The organism is Saccharopolyspora sp. NPDC049357 (genome assembly GCF_040677225.1).
Classification (GTDB): Bacteria; Actinomycetota; Actinomycetes; order Mycobacteriales; family Pseudonocardiaceae; genus Saccharopolyspora.
Genome location: NZ_JBFAQJ010000002.1, coordinates 193,732 through 213,537, shown reverse-complemented (window position 1 = coordinate 213,537; position 19,806 = coordinate 193,732). Strand labels below are relative to the sequence as shown.

Genomic DNA, 19,806 nt, shown 5'->3' with positions numbered 1-19,806 from the left:
AGTCAAGTCGAAGCTCCGGGCCAGGCGCTGTCCTACATGGTCGGACGGCTGGAGATCCAGCGGCTGCGCGAGCAGGTCGAACGCCACCGGGCGTTCGACCTTCACGCCTTCCACGACCTGCTGCTGGCCAACGGCCCGCTGCCGATGTCGGTGCTGGCCGAGGTGGTCGCCAGGTCCGCGCCCTAGCTGGTCGAGGCGAGGGTGAACGGCAGCACCGCGGGCGCACCGGCTCGGCGGATCATGCGGCCGACGACCGTTGCGGTCCAACCGGTGTCGGCGTAGTCGTCCATCAGCAGCACCGGACCGTCCAGGGCCGCCAACTTGCCCGCCAGCTCCTCGTCGATCTTGAACTGGCGCCACAGCGAGGCCACCCGCTGCGCGCTGTTGGTGGCGCGGTTCGGCGTCGTGTTCGGGTTGGTCAGGACCTCACCGAGCAGCGGCAACCGGCCGATCCCGGCGATGCGCTCGGCCAGGCTGCCCACCAGCTTCGGCCGAGTCCGCGAGCCCAGGGCCACGACACCGACCGGACGCTGCTCCCACTCCCAGGCGGCCAGCACCTTGATCGCGGCCTGGAACAGGTCGTCCGGCAGCTCCTGGTCGGGAGCCCCGGTGGCCAGCAGCTCCCGCAGCCGGTTGCCCCAGCCGATGTCGGTGAGCCTGCCGATCGCGCGACCCGTGGTGGCCTGCTCGTCGGCGGGCAGCTTGCCGGAGGCGTCCACGCCCAGCGCGGACATGCCGCTCGGCCACATCTTGCGCGGCGCGATGTCCACGCCCGGCCGCTGCAACCGCTCCTGCGCCTGCTGCACGGCCTGCTCGTCGACCTCGGCGGAGTAGCCCGACCCGGTGCAGTTGTCGCAGCGCCCGCAGGGTTCGGCGTGCGGGTCGTCGAGCTGGCGGCGCAGGAACTCCATCCGGCAGGACGACGTGGTCTGGTAGTCGATCATCGCCTGCTGCTCGGCCTGGCGTTCGGCCTCGATCCGCCGGTAGCGGTCGGCGTCGTAGTGCCACGGCTCGCCGGTGGCCTCCCAGCCGCCCTTGACCCGCTGGACCGCGCCGTCGACGTCGAGGACCTTGAGGACCATCTCCAACCGGTTGCGGCCCAGCTCCACGTGCGGTTCCAGGGCGGCGGTGGAGAGCTTGCCCTGCTCGGCGAGGGTGTCGAGGACGGCGCGCACGGTGTGCTCCGGCGGGAACGCCAGCGAGGCGAAGTAGCTCCAGATCTCGCGGTCCTCCGGGCCGGGCAGCAGCAGCACCTCGGCTCGCTGCACACCACGACCGGCACGACCGATCTGCTGGTAGTAGGCGATCGGCGAGGACGGCGCGCCCACGTGCACCACGAAACCGAGGTCGGGCTTGTCGAAACCCATGCCTAGGGCGGAGGTGGCCACCAGCGCCTTGACCTTGTTCTCCAGCAGGTCGGCTTCGGCCTGCTCCCGCTCGGCCGGGTCGGTGCGGCCCGAGTAGGCCGCGACCTCGTAACCCTGCTCCCGCAGGTAGGAGGTGATCTCGTGGGCCGCGGCGACGGTGAGGGTGTAGATGATGCCCGAGCCGGGCAGTTCGTCGAGCCGCCCTGCCAGCCAGCCCAGCCGGGCCTGCGCGGTGGGCAGCCGAACCACGCCGAGCCGCAGGCTCTCGCGGTCCAGCGTGCCGCGCAGCACCAGCGTTTCCTGCGGATCGGTGAACTCGCCGCCGACGCCGAGCTGATCGGAGACGTCGGCGACCACGCGGTCGTTGGCGGTGGCAGTGGTGGCCAGCACCGGAACGCCCTCGGGCAGTTCGGTCAGCAGCGTGCGCAGCCGCCGGTAGTCGGGGCGGAAGTCGTGGCCCCAGTCGGAGATGCAGTGCGCCTCGTCGACCACCAGCAGCCCGGCGTTCTGGGTGAGCTCGGGCAGGATCGTGTCCCGGAAGTCGGGGTTGTTGAGCCGCTCCGGGCTGACCAGGAGCACGTCGATCTCGCCGGCGGCGACGCGCTCCTCGATGTCGGTCCACTCCTCGGGGTTGGCCGAGTTGATGGTGGCGGCGTGCACCTCGGCGTTGGCCGCGGCGGCGACCTGGTTGCGCATCAGCGCCAGCAGCGGCGAGACGATCACGGTCGGCCCCTCGCCGAGCTCGCGCAGCAGCGCGGTGGCGATGAAGTAGACCGCCGACTTGCCCCAGCCGGTGCGCTGCACGACCAGCGCGCGACGGCGTTCGAGCACCAGCGCGCGGATCGCCGCCCACTGGTCCTCGCGCAGCGCGGCCTCGGGGCCGGCCAGTGCTCGGAGTCGTTCTTCGGCGAGTTCCCGCAGCGCTTCTTCGTCCACGTCCCGAATTCCTACCGGACGCCGTTGACGCCACGCGTCCGGGGCGGCGCGGGCGTGTCGGGGCCTTGCTCGGACCCGCAGCGCTTCGCGCAGCCGTTCGACCCCAGCTGTCCTGAGGGGCGGGAAATGCGTTGCCGGGCGTGCGCGGGCACGGATTAGTCTGGTGGGGTGACCGTCATCGAGTTCCCCACCTCTGACAAGGCGACCGGCGACGACCTGCGCGACCAGGTGCGCGAGGCCGCCCGCCGCGCCCGCGAGGCCTCCGCCGAGCTGGCGCAGGCCACCCGCGCTGCCAAGGACGCGCTGCTGCAGGACATGGCCGACGAGCTGGTCAAGCGCGCGCCGGAGATCTTGGAGGCCAACGAGCGCGACGTGGCCGCGGCCCGCGAGTCCGGGATGACCGAGGCGCTGATCGACCGGTTGATCCTGAGCACCGGCCGCGTCGAGGCGATGGCCGACGGTCTGCGCACGGTCGCCGGACTGCCGGACCCGGTGGGGGAGGTGCTGCGCGGCCAGGTGCTGCCCAACGGCGTCCAGCTGCGTCAGGTGCGGGTGCCGCTCGGCGTGGTCGGCATCGTCTACGAGGGACGCCCGAACGTGACGGTCGACGCCGCCGGTCTGACGTTGAAGTCGGGCAACGCGGTGCTGCTGCGCGGCTCGTCGTCGGCGGAGAGCTCCAACACCGCCTTGGTGTGGATCCTGCGCGACGTCGTCGCCCGGCACGGCCTGCCGATGGACGCCGTCCAGCTGCTGCCCTGCCACGACCGTGCCTCGGTGCACCACCTGATCACCGCTCGCGGTCTGGTTGACGTGGTCATCCCGCGCGGTGGCGCGGGTCTGATCTCGGCGGTCGTCGACCAGTCCACGGTTCCGGCCATCGAGACGGGTGTCGGCAACTGCCACGTCTACGTCGACTCCAGCGCCGACCTCGACATGGCGCTGCGGATCCTGCTGAACTCCAAGGCTCGCCGCCCGAGCGTCTGCAACTCCGCGGAGACCTTCCTGGTGCACGCCGACATCGCCGAGGAGTTCGTGCCCCGCGCGATCGCCGAGCTGAGCGAAGCGGGCGTGACGGTGCACGGCGACGAGCAGGTGGTGGCGGTCGGCGGCCCGAACGTCGTGCCGGCCACCGACGAGGACTGGGGCACCGAGTACCTGTCGCTGGACATCGCCGCTGCCGTCGTCGAGTCGCTGCCCGCTGCCGTCGAGCACATCCGCGAGCACGGCTCCGGGCACACCGAGGCCATCGTGACCAGCGATTTCGGCGCTTCTCAGCGCTTCACCGCGCAGGTCGACGCGGCCGCGGTGATGGTCAACGCCAGCACCGCCTTCACCGATGGCGGCGAGTTCGGGATGGGTGCCGAGATCGGCATCTCCACCCAGAAGCTGCACTCGCGGGGTCCGATGGGACTGCCGGAGCTGACCTCCACCAAGTGGCTCGCGTTCGGCGACGGCCACGTGCGGCCGGGTTCCGCCCCGGCCAAGCCGGGGAGCTGAACTTGACGCAGGCGCCGCGACGCAAGCGCGACTCCGCCGCCACCAAGGAAGCCCTGCTGCAGGCCGCCTCGGAGCTGTTCACCGAGCGCGGCTTCAGCGCGACGACGGTGCGCGACGTCGCGGCCCGCGCCGGGGCCAACCAGGCGCTGCTGTTCCGCTACTTCGGTTCGAAGCAGGAGCTGTTCGCGGCGGTTCTGACCCGCAACAGCGAGCAGGTGATCGCGGAGCTCTCCGCGGAGGAGCTGCCCCGGCAGCTGCTGATCAACCTGCTCGACAGCGCCGAACCCAACGGGGAGCACCCGCTGGTGGCGATGCTGCGCTCGTGGAGCGATGAACGGGCGGCGGAGATGCTGCGCGGCGAGTTGGGCGCCCGCTACACCGAGCGGCTCTCGGAGCTCTCGGACGCCGAGGACGCGCAGCTGCGCGCCGATCTCGTGCTGGCGTGGTTGTTCGGCATCGGGATGGTGCGCTCGGTGCTCGGGAAGAGCCCGTTGGCGGAGGCCGACCCCGAGGTCATCGTCCGTTACGTCACCCGTGCGGCGTCCGTCCTGCTGGAGCGAACGGACCTTTCGGACGATCGCTGATCGCGGCGTGCGCAGCGTCTTTCCCAAGCGTAGCGTGGGATTGTAAGCGACTGCTTACAAGATCGGGAGCTGCGCATGACCGCCACGGAGCCGAGGACGTATCCGTTCAACGTCGCCGAGACGCTCGATCTCGACCCGATCTACGCCCGGTTGCGCGAGCAGGAACCGCTGAGCCGCGTGAAGCTGCCCTACGGCGAAGAAGCATGGCTGGCCACCCGCTACGAGGACGTCAAGGTCGTCCTCGGCGACCCGAGGTTCAGCCGCGCCGAAACGATGGAGCGCGACGAACCGCGACTGCGACCGCGCCAGCAGGTCGGCGGGATCCTGAGCATGGACCCGCCCGACCACACCCGGCTGCGTCGGCTGGTGGCCAAGGCGTTCACCCAGCGCCGCGTCGAGAAGCTGCGCCCGCGCACCCAGGACATCGCCGACGACCTGGTGAGCTCGATGATCGAGCGCGGCGGCCCGGTGGACCTGGTCGAGGGCTTCGCTCTGCCGCTGCCGATCACGGTGATCTGCGAACTGCTGGGCGTGCCCGTCGAGGACCGCGCGGACTTCCGGGTCTGGTCGGACGCGTTCCTGTCGACCAACAAGCTCACCGCGGAGCAGGTCACCGACTACACGGACCGGATGATGGACTACATCGCAGGTCTGATCGCGCAGCGCCGGGCCGAGCCCGCTGACGACCTGATCACCGGGCTCATCGCCGCCCGCGACGAGCACGACAAGCTCAGCGAGGACGAGATGGTCCTGCTGGCCGCTGGGATCCTCGTCGCCGGGCACGAGACGACCGCCTCGCAGATCCCCAACTTCCACTACGTCCTGCTGACCCACCCCGAGCAGCTGCGGCGGTTGCGCGCGGACCTGGACCTGATCCCGTCCGCCGTCGAGGAGCTGCTGCGCTTCGTGCCGCTGGGCGTCGGCGCCGGTTTCGCCCGGTACGCCACCGAGGACGTCGAGCTCGGCGGCGTGCTGGTGCGCGCGGGCGAACCGGTGCTGTCGAGCGTCGGCTCGGCCAACCGGGACGACGCGGTCTTCGACGACCCGGAGACGTTGGACCTGGCGCGTGCGGAGGCATCGCACGTCGGCTTCGGTCACGGCCCGCACCACTGCCTCGGCGCCCAGCTGGCCCGGATGGAGCTGCAGGTCGCGCTGCGCACCCTGCTCACCCGATTGCCGGGCCTGGAGTTCCCGAACTCGCCCGAGCAGGACGTGACGTGGAAGTCGGGACTTCTGGTTCGGGGTCCCCAGCGGATGCTGGTGTCGTGGCAAGGTGTCGAGTGATCTCGCTCATGCGGACAGAAGAGGTGAGCTGATGAGTTGGTCGATCGAGATCGACACGAACACCTGCATCGGGTCGGGGATGTGCGCCGGGGTCGCCCCGGACCACTTCGAGCTGGTCGAGGGCTATTCGAAGACCCTGCAGGACCAGTCCGAGCCGTCCGAGGAGGTCGTGGACGCCGCCGAGTCCTGCCCGGTGGAGGCGATCCTGGTCAAGGAGGTCGCGACCGGGAAGGTCGTCGCGCCCGAGGAGTGATCGGCATCACAGCACAAGCACCGTCATGATCCCCGGTGCGCGCGGGTCCCACCTGTGCGCGCCCACGAGGCAGCGCCCGCGATCCGAAGTGGGCCCCCAGCCGCGGAGGATCGCGCAGGGCGGCGAGGTCCGGTCGAGGGGGGAGCCTGGGCCGGACTTCGCAGCCGGCCGCGGTCCCGGCGTGGGGTTGAGGGGATCCGCGCTGGGACCGTGGCGTCCGACACCTCGGGGTGCCCCGCTGACGTGCCTGGTCGTGACGCTTATCTAGGCTTGTCAGCTATGTCTCGTCGCCGGATCGGGGTCATGGGTGGCACCTTCGATCCCATTCATCACGGACACCTCGTGGCCGCCAGCGAAGTGCAGGCGCAGTTCGGCCTCGAACAGGTGATCTTCGTGCCCACCGGGCAGCCGTGGCAGAAGAGCCACGAGGTCGTCTCGCCGGCCGAGGACCGCTACCTGATGACCGTGATCGCCACCGCCTCCAACCCGCGGTTCCTGGTGAGCCGGGTGGACGTGGACCGCAAGGGCCCGACCTACACCGCCGACACGCTCACCGACCTCCACGAGCAGTTCCCGGACGCTGATCTGTACTTCATCACCGGGGCCGACGCCCTGGAGCAGATCCTGTCCTGGCACCGGGTCGAGGAGATGTTCGAGCTCGCCCACTTCATCGGCGTGACCAGGCCCGGCTACTCGCTCAACAGCGCGCACCTGCCCGACGGGTCGGTGTCGCTGGTCGAGATCCCGGCGATGGCGATCTCCTCCACCGGCTGCCGCGACCGGGTCCGGGCGGGCCTGCCTGTCTGGTACCTCGTGCCCGACGGCATCGTGCAGTACATCACCAAGCGCGGCCTCTACCGCGAAACCCCGGCCGAGTGGGGCCCGTAGCAGGGGAAACGCTCGGCGTTCGTCCGTTCGACGTGTCCCTCGGCGGGGGCGGAGGGGATCCGCGCCCGCGCCGAATCGCCACCACGGCGGACTGACCCGACGGCGGCGGCAGATATCATTCAGCTGGCCGAGGATGCTTCTCTGGGGTGTTGTCGCTGGTCGTGGGGGTTTCGTGGTGCACTTCATCATCGAGCGCGGCCTCTGCCGCGAGGCTCCGGTGGGGTGGGGCCCGCAGGGGTGATTGAACCCGAGCGCACCGCTCGGGCATAAAGGACTTGTATGCGAAGGCCGGGCGGGTCCTGGTCGGGACTGGCGGCCTATCCTGCTACCCGGCGTGGGCACACCGAGCCCGGCCGAGAGGAGTGACGTGGCAGCCACCGAGAACGCCCGCGAGCTGGCCCTGATCGCCGCCCAAGCCGCGGCTGACAAGAAGGCCACCGACGTGGTCCTGCTGGATGTCTCCGAGCAGCTGGTCATCACCGACTGCTTCATGATCGCATCGGCCTCGAACGAGCGGCAGGTCGAATCGATCGTCGACTCGGTCGAGGAGAAGCTGCGAGCGGCGGGCATCAAGCCGGTCCGGCGCGAGGGAGCCCGCGAGGGCCGGTGGGTCCTGCTGGACTTCGTCGACGTCGTGGTGCACGTCCAGCACGCCGAGGAGCGCTCCTTCTACCAGCTGGAGAAGCTGTGGAAGGACTGCCCGCGCATCGAGTTCGTCGATCAGGGCGTCTCCTCCGAGGAAGACGAGTGAGCCTCGCCCGGCTCGTGCTGTGGAGGCACGGCGAGACCGACTACAACCTCGCCGGCCGCATCCAGGGTCACCTCGACAGCTCGTTGACCGCCAACGGCGTCGAGCAGGCCGAGCAGGCGGCTCCCTCCATCGCGGCCTTCGAACCGACGGTGGCCCTCAGCTCCGACCTGAACCGCGCGCGCACCACCGCCGCCGCCTACGCCAAGGTCAGCGGCGAGCCGGTGAAGCTGGACAAGCGGCTGCGGGAAACCCACGTCGGGGAGTGGCAGGGGCTCAGCGGAGCTGAGGTCGAGCACGGCTGGCCCGGTGCGCTGAACACCTGGCGGGCGAACCCGGACTGGGCGCCGCCCGGTGGGGAGTCCCGCATCGAGGTCGCCACCCGTGCCGTCGAGGTCGTCACCGAGCTCGACGACCAGTACGAGGGCACCGCTCTGCTGTGCGCGCACGGCGGACTGATCACCGCGCTCACCGCGAAGCTGCTGGCCCTGCCGGTGGAGCTGTGGCCGGGTCTGGGCGGGGTGCGCAACTGCCACTGGGTGGTCCTCAGCCGTCGCAGCCCCAGCGATCACCGTTGGCGCCTGATGGTCTACAACGCCGGGGCGCAAGCCCACGTGTGATCGCATCTGCCGTCTGACGTCGTAGGGTTGCGTCCGTGTCCATTGCCGTCGTCACCGATTCCACGGCGTACCTGCCGTCCGGATACGCCGCGCGGTACGGGGTTCGGGTCGTTCCGCTGCACGTCAGCGTGAACGGTGGCAAGCACGTCTACGAGACCGAGTTCTCGCCTCGCGACCTCGCCGAGGCGTTGGCGAACAAGCATCGGGTGACCACCGCGAGCGCCACCTCGGGAGAGCTGGCCCGCGCCTATCGGCAGGCGCTGGACGACGGCGCCGAGGGGGTCGTGGCGGTGCACCTGTCCCGGCAGCTGTCGGGGACGTGGGACGCCGCTCGGCTGGCCGCGCGCGAAACCGACCCGGACCGGGTTCGGGTGGTGGACTCGCGGTCGGCGGCGATGGGACTGGGGTTCTCCGTTCTCGGCGCCGCCGACGCCGCTCAGGCGGGCGCCGACCTGGACGAGGTGGAGCACACCGCTGCGGTGACGGCCGCGCGCACGACCACCGTGTTCTCCGTGCAGACGCTGGAGTACCTGCGACGCGGAGGACGCATCGGCACCGCGGCGGCGGTGCTGGGCACGGCGCTGTCGATCAAGCCTCTGCTGCACGTCGACGACGGGCGCATCGACGCGCTGGAGAAGGTGCGCACAACGACTCGCGCGATGGCGCGGCTTCGCGACCTCTCGCTGGACGCGGCCGGTTCCGGTTCGGCGGCGATCGCGGTGCACCACCTCGCCGCCGCCGAGCACGCCGAGGAGCTGGCGGCGCGATTCACCGCAGAGCTGGGGGAGTCGGCGGAATGCGTCGTCTCGGAGGTCGGCGCGGTCATCGGGGCGCACATCGGGCCCGGATCTGTGGGTGTGGTGGTTCTCCCGAACGGGTGGCGTTTCGGCGCGTGAAAACCCTTCGGGGTGCGGATTCCACACCATCGAGCTGAATCTCGTCGACTGCTGGTCCACAGTGGTCAGATACATGAAAAATAAAGGTGCGCAGCCGGTTTCGCGCGAGCTAACGTCGTCTGCATGTTCGACACCAAGCTCTTCCGCGCCACTGACGACGACTCCTACGAGCACCTCGACACCCGGTCCCGGCTGCAGACGCTGCGCCGCGAGGCCGAGCACGACGAGCCGACGCGACGACTCGAGCCCCACTACTCGGTGAAACCGCCCGGCGGCGGCCGAAGTTCGCCGCTGACGCGATTCGCCGAGCGCTGGCTTCCCGAACCCCTGCTGAGGTCGAGAGTGGACCCCGGTCGCGCCGGCGTGCTCGCGCTGTCGTTGGTCGCGGCCCTCGTGCTGCTCGGCGTTCTCGTCATCGCCTGGTCCGGCCGCCCGACGGCCGAGTCCGCTCCGCCACCGCTTCCCGCACCGCCACCACCGGTGTCGACCAGCGCCGCCGCTCCCGCTGAGCTGGTGGTCAGCGTCGTCGGCCGAGTCCAGCGCCCCGGCCTGGTCACGGTCGACGCCGGCGCGCGGGTCGCCGATGCGGTGTCGGCTGCGGGCGGGCCGCTTCCCGACACCGACCTGACCGGACTCAACCTCGCCCGTCGTCTGGCCGACGGCGAGCAGCTCTACGTCGCCATCCCGGTGCCACCGGAGGCCCAGCCAGGGCAGCCCGGAGCCGGTGGGGGCGGCGACGGCGAGGTCAACCTCAACACCGCGACGAAGGAGCAGCTCGATGGACTACCAGGGGTCGGCGAGGTCACCGCCGAGCGAATCCTGCAGTGGCGCACCGAACACGGCCGCTTCGACTCGGTGGACCAGCTCCGGGAGGTCGGGGGGATCGGCGAGGCTCGGCTGTCCAAGCTGCGCGATCTGGTGCGGGTGTGATCCGGCGGCTGGACCTGCGGTTGGTCCCGGCGGCAGCGGCGGTCTGGGCGGTGACGCTGCTCGGTCTGCTGGCGGGCTGGGTGCCGGCCGCGGTGACGGCGCTGGTGGCGGCGCTCCCGGTGGTCCTGATGATCGCGCGGCGGACGGGGTCCAAGGCGGTGCTGGTGGTTCTGCTGCTCGCCGCGGTCTCGGCGACCGCCATCGCGATCCGGGCCCACGACGTCGAGGAACATCCGCTCCGCCGCGCGACGGGTTCCGGTGAGCAGGTGGCCTTGCGGGTGGAGCTGACGGCCGCGCCAACTCCGCTGCGAGGGGCTGCTTTCGGCGCCAGCCGGGCGCAGGACCGCTCGCTCGCCAGAGCGGAGGTGCTGACAGCCGAGATCGCCGGACGTCGTCATGCGGCAGGCGGTTCGGTGGTGCTGCTGGTGCCGACCGAGTCGTGGCGCGGACTGATCGCCGGGCAGCGGCTCACCGTCCGAGGCAAGGCGGCAGCGCCGCACGACGGACAGCTCGTCGTGGCGGTGGTACCGGTCTACCGGGCACCGGGTGAGGTCGCGGCGCCGCCGGAGTGGCAGCGCGTGGCCGCGGGCATGCGTGCGGGGCTGCGCGAGGTCGCCGGACGGCACCTGGGGCCGGAAGCGGCCGGGCTGCTGCCCGGACTGGTCGTCGGCGACACCAGCGGGCTGGACCCGGAGGTGGAGCAGGAGTTCGAGACGGCGGGCCTGAGCCATCTCACGGCCGTCTCAGGGGCGAACCTGGCGATCGTGTGCGGCGCGGTCCTGGTGCTGCTGCGCCTGCTGGGCATGGGTCCGGTGGTCTGCGCGCTGGGTGCTGGTGCGGCGCTGGTCGGGTTCGTCGCTTTGACCGGGCCCGAACCGAGCGTGCTGCGCGCCGCGGTGATGGGAGCCATCACGCTGCTCGCGCTGGTGCTGGGCCGCCGCCGATCGGCGCTGCCGGCGCTGGCGGCGAGCGTGATCGGGCTGCTGCTCCTGTTGCCGGAGCTGGCGGTCAGCGCGGGGTTCGCCCTGTCGGTCGCGGCCACGGCGGGTTTGGTGCTGCTGGCGCCGGTGTGGGCGGCGGCGTTGCGGGCGCGGGGCGTGCCGGTCGGACTGGCCGAGGCGATCGCGGTTCCGGTGGCCGCGCACGTGGTCACCGCGCCGCTGATCGCCGCGATCTCCGGAGGCGTGAGCCTGGTGGCGGTGCCGGCCAACTTGCTGGCGGCCCCGGTGATCGCCCCGGCGACGGTGTTCGGCGTGCTGGCCACCGTCCTCGCACCGGTGTCGGCGTGGGCGGCGGCGGTCGGCGTCGTGCTGGCCGGACCGGAGTTGGAGTGGGTGCTGCTGGTCGCCGGTCGCGCCTCGGCGGTGCCGGGCGCGGTGTTCGACTGGCCGACGGGCACCGGTGGTGGACTGCTGCTGGCGGTTCTGCTGCTGGTGGGCTTGATCGCGTTGCGAGGGAGGAGGATTCGGCTGCTCGCGGTGGTCGCGGTGCTGCTCAGCGCGTTGGTCGTGCTGCCGGTGCGCACCATGCTGCCGGGCTGGCCCGCGCAGGGCTGGAGCGTGGTGGCCTGCGACGTGGGGCAGGGCGACGGACTGGTGCTGGCGACCGGGAGGCCGGAGGAGGCCGTCGTGGTCGACACCGGCCCGGACCCGCGCCGGGCGGCGAACTGCCTGCGGCGCCTGGGGATTCGCCGGGTATCGATGGCGGTGCTCACGCACCTGCACGCCGACCACGTCAGCGGGCTGCGCACGGTGCTGGGTGAGGCATCGGTCGGCGCGGTGGCGATCGGGCCGTTGCGCGAACCGAAGTGGGCCTTCGACGACCTGGTGCGCGACACCCGCGCGCACCGCACGCCGATCGTCACGCTGCAGGCCGGGCAGCGGTTGGCGTGGCCCGGCCTCGTGCTCGACGTCCTGGCCCCCGACCCCGGCGTGACCCGCACGCAGACCGCCGACGACGCCAACGATTCGTCGCTGGTGATCCGCGCGACCACGCCGGCGGGACGCGTGCTGCTCACCGGTGACGTGGAGCTGCCGGGGCAGGGACGTCTGGTGTCCTCCGGCGCGGATCTGCGTGCGGACGTGCTCAAGGTGCCGCACCACGGATCCCGCTACACGACACCGCGCTTCCTGCGCGCGGTGCGGCCGAGGCTCGCGCTGATCAGCGTCGGCGCGGGCAACGACTACGGGCACCCGAACCCGTTCGTGATCGACACGCTGGCCCGCGCGGGCACCCGGGTGTTGCGCACCGACCAGGAAGGAGACATCGCGGTCCTCCCCGGACCGCGGGGACCTCGCTTCGTCGCACGTGGAGACCCGCTGCGCGCCACCGACAACTGAGCGCCCGAAGTGGACAAAAAGGTGGGTGGTCGTCCCGCCGGGACAACCACCCACCTGTGAGAGAGGAGGATTCGCCTACAACTGAATCAGAGGCCCAGAGCCTGGTTCACCGACTCGGTGTTCGGGGCGACGGTGGCCTTCGGGCCGAGCTGGCCTTCGACGGCGTCCAGGGTCTTGAGGCCGTCACCGGTGATCAGCAGGACCGTCTCGGCGTCCGGGTCGATCTTGCCGGCCTCGATGAGCTTCTTGGCGGTCGCCACGGTCACGCCACCGGCGGTCTCGGCGAAGATGCCCTCGGTGCGGGCCAGCAGGCGAATGCCGGCGCGGACCTCGTCGTCGGTGACGTCCTCGATGGCACCGCCGGTCTTGCGGACGATGTCGAGCACGTACGGACCGTCGGCGGGGGCGCCGATGGCCAGCGAGCGGGCGATGGTGTCCGGCTTGACCGGCTGCACCACGTCGTGGCCGTTGCGGAAGGCGGTGGAGACCGGGGAGCAGCCGGACGCCTGCGCGCCGAAGATCTTCACCGGGCTCTCGTCGACCAGGCCGACCTGGGCGAACTCGTTGAAGCCCTTGTAGACCTTGGTCAGCTGCGAGCCGGAGGCGATCGGCACCACGATCTGCTCGGGGATGCGCCAACCCAGCTGCTCGGCGACCTCGAAGGCCAGGGTCTTGGAGCCCTCGGAGTAGTAGGGCCGGACGTTGACGTTGACGAACGCCCAGTCCTCGTGCTCCCCGGCGAGCTCGGTCGCGAGCCGGTTGACGTCGTCGTAGTTGCCGTCGACGGCCAGCAGCGAACCGTCGTAGACCGCGCTCATCAGGATCTTGGCGCGTTCGAGGGTCTTGGGCACCAGCACGACCGAGTCCCAGCCGGCGCGGGCAGCGGCGGCGGCCACGGCGTTGGCGAGGTTGCCGGTCGACGGGCAGGCCAGCACCTTGAACCCGAACTCGCGGGCGGCGGCCAGTGCGACGGCGACGACGCGGTCCTTGAAGGAGTGCGTCGGGTTGCCGGTGTCGTCCTTGATCCAGATCTTCTTCACGCCGAGGGCCTTGGCGAGGTTGTCCGCCTGGATCAAGCGGGTACAGCCGGGCTCGGTGTTCGGGATCTGGTCGACGTTGCCCGGGACCGGCAGGAACTGCTTGTAGCGCCAGATCGAACGCGGACCGGCCTCGATCTCCTCGCGGCGGATCTTGCCGAAGTCGTAGGCGACCTCAAGGGGCGAGAAGTCTTCGAGGGAGACGAACTCGGGGGCCAGCGGCTGCCGGTGTCCCTCTTCCTTGGACACCAGTTCGACGGCGTTGCCGAGATCGAACTTCTTGCCGGCGGTCGTGTTGGCGGGGGCAGCAGCAGTCATCGCGCGAGGTCCTCTCCTCATCTGTCCCGCGGACGGGTCGGAATTGGCACCTGTTCCGTCCGTGACCTCGCGCGGGTTTTTGCACGATGCATCGGACGAACGGTTGCCGGGGCTTCAACGGGCCGTTCCCTCTGCCCCTCTGGATGAGCTATTCGGTTGTGAGGGCAACGTTAGTTGAACCAATGCATTTCTGGCCAGTGCGCATCCAGATGGCGAGACTGTCGCGGGCCCGTGGGACCATTCCTCCATGAGCTCACCGACCGTTGTCGCGGACCCGCTGCACCTGGTTCTCGGAGACGAAGAGCTGCTGGTGGAGCGCGCGATGTGGGCTGCGGTCGGGGCAGCTCGCGCGGCCGATCCGGAGGCCGATTTCAGCCGGGTGAAGGTGAGTGAGCTCACCCCTCCGGAGCTGGCCGAAATGCTGAGTCCCTCGCTGTTCGCAGAGGCTCGCGTGCTCGCGATCGAATCGGCGCAGGACGCCGGGAAGGAGATCGCCGAGGCCTTACTCCTGCACGCCAAGCAACCGGCCGAGGGCGTGACCCTGATCGTCCTGCACAACGGTGGCGGGCGGGCCAAGCACGCCAAGGAACTGCCCAACGCGCTGAAGAAGGTCGGCGCCCGGGTCACCGAGTGCAAGAAGCTCACCAAGCCCGCCGACCGCGAGGCGTTCGTCCGCGACGAGATCCGCCGCGCGGGCGGCAAATCCGACTCCGGCGGGGTCAGCGCGCTGATCGAGGCGGTCGGCTCGGACCTGCGGGAACTGTCGGCCGCGGCCTCGCAGCTGGTGGCCGACACGGGCGGCAAGATCGACGCGGACGCGGTCGGCCGCTACTACAGGGGCCGCGCCGAGGTGACGGGGTTCGCGGTCGCGGAGAAGGCCGTGGTCGGTGACCGGGCGGGAGCGTTGGAGGCGCTGCGCTGGGCGATCCAGCTCGGCGTGCCGCACGTGCTCATCGCCGACGCCCTCGCGGACTCGGTCCGCACCATCGGCCGCGTCGCGGCGGCGGGAGGGCGCAACGATCCCTACCGCCTGGCAGGCGATCTCGGCATGCCCGCCTGGAAGGTCAAGAAGGCCCAGTCGCAGTCGCGCGGCTGGACGCCGACGAGCCTGGCCGCGGCGCTGCAGGTCGTCGCCGAGGTCAACGCGGGTGTGAAGGGCATGGCCGCCGACGCCGACTACGCCCTGGAGAAGACAGTTCTGCGCCTGGTCTCGCTGCGCAACCAGCGCAACTGATCACGCCACGCCGAGCAGCACCACTCCGGCGAGCACCACGACCGCACCGGTCATCCGCCGCACCGGTTGCGCCTCGCCGAGCAGCCGCCAGGCCAGCAGCCCGGCGATGACGATGCTCAGCTCGCGCGCCGGGGCCACCAGGCTCACCGGCGCCATCTGCATCGCGAACAGCACCAGGATGTAGGCCAGGGGAGACAGCAGCCCGACGGCGAGGATCTCCCGCCGGTGTTCGGTCCATGTCCGGACGAGCGCATCGCGCCGCCGTGCGGCGTAGGGCGCGAGCATGGCGCTGCGGGAGAGGTTGTTGGCCCAGTCGAACAGCAGCGGTGACAGCGCCAGCCCGGTCACCGCGTGCGCGTCCCACACCGTGTAAGTCGCGATCAGTGCTCCGGTGAGCAGTCCGAACCCGACTCCGGCGAGGTTCGCCCCGGCGCGCGGCACCCCGTCGGACAGGCCGATCACGAAGACTCCGGCGACCACCAGAAGACCGCCGCACACCCCGAGCCATCCAGGCCGCTCGTGCAGCACCAGCACCGCCACCAGCATCGACAGCATCGGCCCGGTGCCCCTGGCCAGCGGGTACACCACGGACATGTCGCCGACGGCGTAGCCGTGCTGCAGCAGCAGGAAGTAACCGAGGTGGATGACGGCGCTGACCAGCACGCCCACCAGCCACGCGCCCAGCGGGGGAGCGCCGGTCACCAGCAGCGCGCCCGCGGCCACCGGCAGGTACAGCACCGCCGAGCAGGTCGCGGTCAGCCACACGAAACCCGCCCCGGACGAGCCTGCGCGCTTGGCGAAGAAGTTCCAACCGGCGTGCGCGAAAGCGGCCAGGACGACGAGAACGACTGCGGCAGCCCCCATGAGTCCGGGGAGCTTAGTTCCGATCAGCTGCTGAGCGCGATCTTCCAGCCGAGGCTGACCACGAGTCCGACCACGACCGTCAGGAACACCCGTCGCACGAACGCCGATCCGCGACCGGCGGCCAGCGTCGCGCCCAGCACGCTGCCCGCGATGTTGCTGGCGGCCATCACCAGCCCCAGACCCCACAGGACCTTTCCGGCCGGGATGAAGAAGAACAGCGCGCCCAGGTTGGTGGCCACGTTGACGACCTTCGCGGTCGCCGATGCGGTGACGAAGGCGAAGCCGACCAGGATGACCAGCCAGAAGACGAGGAACGAGCCGGTTCCGGGCCCGGCGATGCCGTCCCAGAACCCGATCACCGCACCGCCGAGCAGCATCAGCACCAGCTGGAGCCGACGCGTGAACCGGGGAGCGTCCACCGAGCCGAGATCGGGCTTGCGCCACGTGTAGATGCCGACCACGACAAGCGCGACCAGCACCACGACGTTGAGGACCGAGGAGGGCAGCGCATCGGCCAGTGCCGCTCCGCCCAGCGATCCGACCAGCGCCACCAGGGCCATCGGCAGCGCGGCCCGCCAGTCCATCGGGGTGCGCTTGGCGTAGGTGCGGGCCGCGGCCGAGGTCCCGGCGATCGCGGCGACCTTGCTGGTGGCCAGCGAGTAGATGACCTCGCCGCCCGGCAGCAGCATCAGCATCGCGGGCAGCTGGATGAGGCCACCGCCTCCGACGATCGCGTCCACGGCTCCGGCGAGGAACGCCGCCGCGCAGAGGAACAGCAGCCCGGCGAGGGTGAGATCGGCGAATCCGGGCCAGTTCAACGCGGTCAGCACGAGGGATCACCGTATGGCCTGCGCACAGCGGATTCCGAGCGGTTGTGAGCGTCCTCGCGGCGCGCGGACCACCCGGCGAACGCGCAGGTGAGCCTTGTTAACATGGACGACCGTGTCGTACGGCATTCCGCCGTGGAGGAAAACCGGTCTTCGGGCCGGGCCGATCGAGTGCGGCACGCGATTCGACTGACGAGGAAGAGGCGCACCAGTGGCCAACATCAAGTCCCAGATGAAGCGGATCAAGACCAACGAGGCGAACCGCCAGCGCAACAAGGCCGTGAAGACCACGCTGAAGTCCGCCATCCGCAAGTTCCGCACGGCTGCTGACGCCGGCGAGAAGGACAAGGCCGTCGAGCTGCAGCAGACCGCCGGTCGTCTGCTGGACAAGGCCGCGAGCAAGGGCGTCATCCACAAGAACCAGGCCGCCAACAAGAAGTCGGCGATGGCCGCCCGCGTGAACAAGATCTGAGTTTTCTCAGTCGAAGAAACGGCCCCTTTCCCGTGGCGGGAAAGGGGCCGTTCCGCGTTTCACCAGTCGTGCATCGAGCCGTCGCGGCGGCGGTTGACCGGCAGGTACCGGGGCTCGTACGGGAACCGCTCCGCGGCCTCCTCGTCGACCCACACGCCGAGTCCGGGTTCATCGCTGGGGTGCAGGTAGCCGTTGGCGAAGGTGTAGCCGGAGTGGAACACCTCCGCGGTCTGCTCCGTGTGGCCCATGTACTCCTGGATGCCGAAGTTCGGCACGGCCAGGTCGACGTTGAGCGCGGCCGACAGCGAGATCGGTGACAGGTCGCCGGCCCCGTGGCAGCCGGTGCGCACGCCGTAGAGCTCGGCGAGCGAGAAGATCCGCCGCAGGTGCGTGATGCCGCCTGCGTGCGAGACCGAGGTGCGGATGTAGTCGATCAGCCGCTCGGTGATCAGCTGCTGGCAGTCCCAGATGGAGTTGAACACCTCGCCGACCGCGATCGGGGTCGTGGTGTGCTCCCGGATGAGCCGGAACGCGCTCTGGTCCTCGGCCGGGGTCGGGTCCTCGATCCAGAACATGCGGTGCTCTTCGAGGTCCTTGCCGAGTCGTCCGGCCTCGATGGGGGTGAGCCGGTGGTGCACGTCGTGCAGCAGGTGGAAGTCGAAGCCGAACCGCTCCCGCACCGCGCCCAGCACCTGCGGTGCGTGCCGCAGGTAGGACTCGGTGTCCCAGTGGCCTTCCTCCGGGACCGCTGAGGACGCGGGCTCGTAGAACTCGCCCTTGGCAGGAACCCCGTAGGCCTTGTCCACGCCGGGCACCGACGCCTGCGCCCGGATCGCCAGGAACCCCTGGTCCAGGTGCGCTGCGACGTCGTCGAGCAGCGCGGGGACGTCCTCGCCTGTGGCGTGGCAGTAGGTCAGCACGCCGTCTCGGGCGGGGCCGCCGAGCAGCTGGTAGACGGGCATCCCGGCGACCTTGCCCTTGATGTCCCACAGCGCGATGTCGACCGCGGCGATCGCCGTCATCGTCACCGGGCCGCGCCGCCAGTAGGCGCCCTTGTACAGGTACTGCCAGGTGTCCTCGATGCGCTGGGAGTCGCGGCCGATCAGCAGCGGGCAGACGTGGTCGCGCAGGTAGGACGCCACGGCGAGCTCACGCCCGTTGAGCGTGGCGTCACCCCAGCCCACCACGCCGTCGGCGGTGGTGAGCTTGAGCGTCACGTAGTTGCGGCCGGGAGCGGTGACGATGACCTTGGCATCAACGATCTTGGACAACTCGGTCCTCTCTGCGATCGGCTAGTTCGATTCGGTGCGGGGCCAGTCGGCGTACTCGGTGCCGCCGCGGCGGTTCGGCGCGGTTTCGGGGAGGAAGCGCAGGCCGATGAGGCTCAGCACGATCAGCGCCGCCACGTACACCGCGACCCAGGTGAAGCCGCCGCCGGCGAGCACCAGCAGCGCGGAGGCCACGACGGTGAACGGGCCGCTGGCGATCATCGCGCCGAACTGCCACACCACCGACACGCCGCTGTAGCGGGCGCTGGAGGGGAACAGCTCGGGGAAGTAGGACGCCTGCGGCGCGTAGGTCCCGGCGTGACCGAAGGCCAGCCCGGCGATCATCAGCAGCGTGATGAGCACGACGTTGCCGCTCTCCACTGCGAGGAACGCGGGCACCACCAGCACCAGGTTGAGCACGGCGGCCCCGATGAACGTGGTGCGGCGGCCGATGCGGTCGGTGAGCTTTCCCCAGAACGGCAGCAGGATCAGCTCGGCGACGATCGCGATGATCACCGCGTCCAGCACGATCCCGCTGTCGATGTCGTGCGCCTTGGCGTAGGAGACGAGGAAGACGGTGTAGAGCGGGAAGACGGCGGCCTCGACGAACTTGGCGAGCATGCCGCCGAAGACCTCGCGGCGGTGGTCCGACAGCAGCACCTTCACGGGTGCGCGCTGCGGTTCCTGCTCCTTGACGGCCTCGAAGGTCTCCGATTCGGGCACCCGCATCCGGATGTACAGGCCGATGATCACCACGAATGCGCTGAGCAGGAACGGGATGCGCCAGCCCCAGGAGAGGAACGCCTCCTCGGGCAGCTGCGCCTCCAGCACCGCGAACAGCACGGTCGGGATCAGGTAGGCCGCGGGCGAGCCCATCTGCACGAAGCTGGCGTAGAAGCCGCGCTTGTCCGGTGGCGCGGCTTCGGCCGTGAGCAGCAGCGCTCCGCCCTGCTCGCCGCCGACTCCGAAGCCCTGCAGCAACCGGACCAGGACCAGGATGATCGCCGCCCACAGCCCGATCTGCTCGTAGGTGGGCATCAGGCCGACCACGAAGGTGCCGAGGCCGGTGAGCAGCAGCGTGTAGACCAGCGTCTTCTTGCGGCCGAGCCGGTCACCGACGTGGCCCCACACCAGGCCGCCGAGGGGACGGGCGAAGAACCCGACCGCGTAGGTGGAGAACGCGGCGAGGGTGCCCACGAGCGGGTCGACCTCGGGGAAGAAGACCTTGTTGAACACCAGCGCCGATGCGGTGCCGTAGATGAAGAAGTCGTAGTACTCGGCGATCGTGCCGATCACCGAGGCGGCGACCGTGCGGCGCAGCGATCTGGTCCCGCCGGTGCGGGGTTCGAGGTCCGTCGGCATTGACCCTCCTCAGTTCATGAATACCAGCGGTACCATACAAGCGCTGGGATGCCACTGGTCAAGGGTGGTCGATAAGGTGGTG

18 protein-coding genes, 1 pseudogene and 1 riboswitch are annotated in these 19,806 nt (G+C 70.4%); of the genes and pseudogenes, 13 read left to right on the top strand and 6 right to left on the bottom strand.

Annotated features, from left to right (window positions below; genetic code table 11):
* Window positions 1–9: 9 nt before the first annotated feature.
* A pseudogene (locus AB0J91_RS02695) lies at window positions 10–186 on the top strand (DUF885 family protein); the annotation flags it as partial.
* Here the strand turns inward: AB0J91_RS02695 and AB0J91_RS02690 are convergent.
* On the bottom strand, window positions 183–2,303 hold the full coding sequence (locus AB0J91_RS02690; protein ID WP_363863406.1) for a RecQ family ATP-dependent DNA helicase: 2,121 nt from the start codon (window positions 2,301–2,303) through the stop codon (window positions 183–185). The pseudogene AB0J91_RS02695 and the gene AB0J91_RS02690 overlap by 4 nt on opposite strands.
* Window positions 2,304–2,471: 168 nt before the next feature.
* Here AB0J91_RS02690 and AB0J91_RS02685 point away from each other — a divergent pair, with 168 nt between their 5' ends.
* The 10 genes from AB0J91_RS02685 (at window position 2,472) to AB0J91_RS02640 (ending at window position 12,342) form a co-directional block, all read left to right on the top strand.
* The gene (locus AB0J91_RS02685) at window positions 2,472–3,800 is read left to right on the top strand and encodes a glutamate-5-semialdehyde dehydrogenase (protein ID WP_363863403.1); all 1,329 of its coding nucleotides are present in this window, start codon (window positions 2,472–2,474) and stop codon (window positions 3,798–3,800) included.
* Between the two features lie 2 nt (window positions 3,801–3,802).
* A complete protein-coding gene (locus AB0J91_RS02680) occupies window positions 3,803–4,384 on the top strand; it encodes a TetR family transcriptional regulator (RefSeq protein WP_363863400.1) in 582 nt (193 codons plus the stop codon).
* 75 nt (window positions 4,385–4,459) lie between these two features.
* Window positions 4,460–5,668 carry a cytochrome P450 gene (locus AB0J91_RS02675; protein WP_363863397.1) on the top strand — a complete coding sequence of 403 codons (1,209 nt, stop codon included), beginning with the start codon at window positions 4,460–4,462 and terminating at the stop codon, window positions 5,666–5,668.
* 31 nt (window positions 5,669–5,699) lie between these two features.
* A complete protein-coding gene (locus AB0J91_RS02670) occupies window positions 5,700–5,921 on the top strand; it encodes a ferredoxin (RefSeq protein WP_363792808.1) in 222 nt (73 codons plus the stop codon).
* Between the two features lie 279 nt (window positions 5,922–6,200).
* The gene (nadD, locus tag AB0J91_RS02665; RefSeq protein WP_132621055.1) at window positions 6,201–6,809 is read left to right on the top strand and encodes a nicotinate-nucleotide adenylyltransferase; all 609 of its coding nucleotides are present in this window, start codon (window positions 6,201–6,203) and stop codon (window positions 6,807–6,809) included.
* A gap of 367 nt (window positions 6,810–7,176) precedes the next feature.
* Window positions 7,177–7,560: a ribosome silencing factor gene (rsfS, locus tag AB0J91_RS02660; RefSeq protein ID WP_363863394.1), complete on the top strand. Its 384-nt coding sequence runs from the start codon at window positions 7,177–7,179 to the stop codon at window positions 7,558–7,560.
* Window positions 7,557–8,177 (top strand): histidine phosphatase family protein, encoded by a 621-nt coding sequence (locus AB0J91_RS02655; RefSeq protein ID WP_363792804.1) that lies wholly within the window; start codon window positions 7,557–7,559, stop codon window positions 8,175–8,177. Before rsfS ends, AB0J91_RS02655 begins: the two co-directional genes overlap by 4 nt.
* A 35-nt stretch (window positions 8,178–8,212) precedes the next feature.
* Window positions 8,213–9,073: a DegV family protein gene (locus AB0J91_RS02650; protein WP_363863391.1), complete on the top strand. Its 861-nt coding sequence runs from the start codon at window positions 8,213–8,215 to the stop codon at window positions 9,071–9,073.
* A 123-nt stretch (window positions 9,074–9,196) separates the two neighbouring features.
* On the top strand, window positions 9,197–10,003 hold the full coding sequence (locus AB0J91_RS02645; protein WP_363863388.1) for a ComEA family DNA-binding protein: 807 nt from the start codon (window positions 9,197–9,199) through the stop codon (window positions 10,001–10,003).
* Window positions 10,000–12,342: a DNA internalization-related competence protein ComEC/Rec2 gene (locus tag AB0J91_RS02640; RefSeq protein WP_363863385.1), complete on the top strand. Its 2,343-nt coding sequence runs from the start codon at window positions 10,000–10,002 to the stop codon at window positions 12,340–12,342. The genes AB0J91_RS02645 and AB0J91_RS02640 overlap by 4 nt, the downstream gene beginning before the upstream one ends.
* A gap of 86 nt (window positions 12,343–12,428) precedes the next feature.
* On the opposite strand, the gene thrC is transcribed toward AB0J91_RS02640, so the two are convergent.
* A complete protein-coding gene (thrC, locus tag AB0J91_RS02635) occupies window positions 12,429–13,697 on the bottom strand; it encodes a threonine synthase (protein WP_363792797.1) in 1,269 nt (422 codons plus the stop codon).
* 14 nt (window positions 13,698–13,711) lie between these two features.
* A riboswitch (SAM riboswitch) is annotated at window positions 13,712–13,847 on the bottom strand.
* A gap of 97 nt (window positions 13,848–13,944) precedes the next feature.
* On the opposite strand from thrC, the gene holA reads away from it, so the two are divergent.
* Window positions 13,945–14,931: a DNA polymerase III subunit delta gene (gene holA / locus AB0J91_RS02630; protein ID WP_132676079.1), complete on the top strand. Its 987-nt coding sequence runs from the start codon at window positions 13,945–13,947 to the stop codon at window positions 14,929–14,931.
* Here the strand turns inward: holA and AB0J91_RS02625 are convergent, their stop codons facing one another.
* Window positions 14,932–15,795, bottom strand: a complete 864-nt coding sequence (locus tag AB0J91_RS02625) for an EamA family transporter (protein WP_363792793.1) — start codon at window positions 15,793–15,795, stop codon at window positions 14,932–14,934.
* Window positions 15,796–15,818: 23 nt separating this feature from the next.
* A complete protein-coding gene (locus tag AB0J91_RS02620; protein ID WP_363863381.1) occupies window positions 15,819–16,625 on the bottom strand; it encodes a TSUP family transporter in 807 nt (268 codons plus the stop codon).
* Between the two features lie 208 nt (window positions 16,626–16,833).
* On the opposite strand from AB0J91_RS02620, the gene rpsT reads away from it, so the two are divergent.
* Window positions 16,834–17,094 carry a 30S ribosomal protein S20 gene (gene rpsT / locus AB0J91_RS02615; protein WP_363792790.1) on the top strand — a complete coding sequence of 87 codons (261 nt, stop codon included), beginning with the start codon at window positions 16,834–16,836 and terminating at the stop codon, window positions 17,092–17,094.
* A 59-nt stretch (window positions 17,095–17,153) separates the two neighbouring features.
* Here rpsT and manD read toward each other — a convergent pair whose 3' ends face one another.
* Both manD and AB0J91_RS02605 read right to left on the bottom strand, forming a co-directional pair.
* Entirely contained in the window at window positions 17,154–18,365 is a 1,212-nt protein-coding gene (manD, locus tag AB0J91_RS02610) for a D-mannonate dehydratase ManD (RefSeq protein ID WP_363863378.1), read from the bottom strand.
* Between the two features lie 21 nt (window positions 18,366–18,386).
* Window positions 18,387–19,724, bottom strand: coding sequence for an MFS transporter (locus tag AB0J91_RS02605; RefSeq protein ID WP_363863376.1), 1,338 nt, complete (start codon window positions 19,722–19,724; stop codon window positions 18,387–18,389).
* Between the last annotated feature and the right edge of the window lie 82 nt (window positions 19,725–19,806).